This window comes from Streptosporangium sp. NPDC003464 (genome assembly GCF_053588315.1).
In genome coordinates, this window is sequence record NZ_JBSFPS010000514.1 from 1 (window position 1) to 2,260 (window position 2,260).

The following is a 2,260-nucleotide window of genomic DNA, read 5'->3' on the forward strand; positions in this document are numbered from 1 at the left end:
ATGGAGCCCGTCCAGCGCGAGCAGCAGGCCGGCCAGGCAGCCCAGCATCGTGGAGCGGGTCATCCGGCGGGCCACCCTCGCCATGATCAGGATCGAGAGCGTGCCGATCAGGGCCCCGGCGAACCGCCAGCCGAACGGGGTCATGCCGAAGAGCTGCTCACCGACGCCGATCATCCACTTGCCCAGCGGCGGATGGGCCACGTACAGCGGGCAGGGGTCGACGTCAGGAGGGGTGCATCTGACCCAGATGTCGGTGTCGCCGGCGATGAGCATCCGGTCGGCGACCGGATCCTCGATCGTGCCGAACGAGGCCCGCTCCACACCGTAGGTGATCAGCGCGAACGCGTGCTTGACGTAATACGTCTCGTCGAACATGACCGCGTGCGGGCGCCCCAGGCCGGTGAAGCGCAGGACCGCCCCGAACGCGGCCACCAGCAGCGGACCGAGCCAGCCCCACAGGACGTTCCCCGGCATGGGCGGCGACAGCCGGTCCCGCGTTGATCCCATTTTTAGAATTATGGTGATAAATCATCTTTGGTGATGGAGTAATAGCGATCATTTCGCATTCCACCACTCTGGGACACCGTCGCGGAGCCCCCTCCGGAGCCGGGCGGGAGCGCCCTCGCGGGACGGCCCTCGCGGGGCCGCTCTCGGGACGGCCCTCGCGGGGCCGCTCTCGGGACGGCCCTCGCGGGGTCGCTCTCGGGACCGCCCGCGCGGCCCCGGAACGCGTCAGCCGCGGTGGACCGCGTCGTAGAGCTCCCGCTTGGGGATCCCCGCCGCCTTGGCGACGTCGACGATCGCCTGCTTCCTGGGCACCCCCGTCTCCTCGCGGCGGACGACCTCGGCGACCAGGTCCTCGATGACCGGTGGCAGGTCCTCCGGGACGTGCCCGGCGACGACCACGGTGATCTCCCCCTTGACGCCCTTGGCCGCCCACTCGGCCAGCTCTCCCAGGCCGCCCCGCCGTACTTCCTCGTAGGTCTTGGTGAGCTCCCGGCAGACCGCCGCGGGACGGTCGGCGCCGAACGTCTCGGCCATCGCCCCCAGCCCGGCCGCCAGCCGGTGCGGCGCCTCGAAGAACACCATCGTGCGCTCCTCCCGCGCCAGGCCGTCCAGCCTGCGCGCGCGCTCGCCGGGCTTGCGCGGCAGGAAGCCCTCGAAGCAGAAGCGGTCACTGGGCAGGCCGGAGACGGCCAGCGCGGTGGTGACCGCCGACGGGCCGGGCAGCGAGGTGACCGTGATCCCGGCCTCGACGGCCAGGCTGGTCAGGCGGTAGCCGGGGTCGGAGACGCCGGGCATGCCCGCGTCGGTGATGACCAGGACGGTCCGGCCCTCCTGAAGGGCCTGCAGGAGCTCGGCCGCCCGGCCGGTCTCGTTGGCGTCGTAGTAGGAGACGATCCTGCCCCTGATCTCCGCGCCCAGCTCACCGGCCAGGCGGCGCAGGCGGCGGGTGTCTTCGGCCGCGACCACGTCGGCGGCCTCCAACGCCTCCCGCAGCCGGGGCGAGGCGTCCCCCACCTGCCCGATCGGAGCTCCCGCCAGCACCAGCCTGCCGTTGTCCATCACCATGCCATCCTCCCCCATTCCCGGTGAGATCCCATCCCAGGTGGGGTTTTCAGCAGGGGGAGAAGTTCCCTAATTAGGCATGTAGGCGGTGTTTCCCGGGTTCCCCGGCTGGAGGGGCCCGTACGATGTCCGGGTGGCCGTGACCGACTTCACCAACCAGGCGCCCAAGCAGCCGGAGCCCCAGCCGGGTGGCGGCTCGGCGGATTCCGTGCGCGACCGGCTGGTGCCGCCGATGCGCGGCGGCGCCCTGTGGGGCTGGCTCGGCCCGCTACTGGTGGCCGCGTTCGGGGCGGTCCTGCGCTTCGTCGACCTGGGGCGCCCGCACGCGGTCATGTTCGACGAGACGTACTACGCCAAGGACGCGTGGGCGCTGATCAACTTCGGCGCCGAGCGGAACGCCGTCAAGGACGCCGACAAGCTCCTGATGCAGAACAGCACGGAGATCTGGCAGCAGTGCGCGCCGGCCGAGATCGACAAGTGCGCCTCCTACGTGGTCCATCCGCCGCTGGGCAAGTGGATGATCGGCGTCGGTGAGCAGCTCTTCGGCATGACCCCGTTCGGCTGGCGGTTCGCCGGGGCCCTGATCGGCGTGGTGTCGATCCTGATCCTGGCCAGGACCGCCCGCCGGATGACCCGCTCCACGGTGCTGGGCTGCCTGGCCGGCCTGCTGCTGTCCATCGAGGGACTCCAC

At 71.2% G+C, this 2,260-nt stretch carries 3 protein-coding genes; 1 reads left to right on the forward strand and 2 read right to left on the reverse strand.

Going from position 1 to position 2,260, the window contains the following annotated elements; all coding sequences use genetic code 11:
• Positions 1-507, reverse strand: a 507-nt coding sequence (locus tag ACWDS7_RS47950; protein ID WP_451934747.1) for a glycosyltransferase family 39 protein, incomplete at its 3' end; no start/stop codon positions are given.
• A gap of 225 nt (positions 508-732) precedes the next feature.
• Positions 733-1,572: a 16S rRNA (cytidine(1402)-2'-O)-methyltransferase gene (gene rsmI / locus ACWDS7_RS47955; RefSeq protein ID WP_306863625.1), complete on the reverse strand. Its 840-nt coding sequence runs from the start codon at positions 1,570-1,572 to the stop codon at positions 733-735.
• 130 nt (positions 1,573-1,702) lie between these two features.
• On the opposite strand from rsmI, the gene ACWDS7_RS47960 reads away from it, so the two are divergent.
• A partial coding sequence (locus ACWDS7_RS47960) for a glycosyltransferase family 39 protein (protein ID WP_451934748.1) occupies positions 1,703-2,260 on the forward strand: 558 nt, incomplete at its 3' end.